We start from the raw sequence: 247 nt of genomic DNA on the forward strand, positions 1-247 counted from the left end.
GGTCGAGTAGAAGCGCACCCGCTTGCCGTGGTGCATGATGCCGGACACGCCGATGGCGGTCGCCAGGTGCGTCTTGCCCGAGCCCGGGCCGCCGACCAGAACCAGGTTGTGCGCGCCCTCGGTGAACGTCATGCCGGCCAGTTGCGTGACGAGCTGGCGGTCGACCGGCGAGCCATCGAAGTCGAAGCCCGCGATGTCGCGATGCACCGGGAACTTCGCCGCGTTCATCTGGTGGCTGACCGAACGC

General features: G+C 68.4%; 1 protein-coding gene. It reads right to left on the minus strand.

What is annotated here, in order from left to right; genetic code table 11:
* Positions 1 to 247, minus strand: a 247-nt coding sequence (locus tag P0D89_RS54550) for an ATP-binding protein (RefSeq protein WP_408379942.1), incomplete at both ends; no start/stop codon positions are given.

This window comes from Paraburkholderia sp. RL18-085-BIA-A (assembly GCF_046027075.1).
GTDB lineage: Bacteria > Pseudomonadota > Gammaproteobacteria > Burkholderiales > Burkholderiaceae > Paraburkholderia.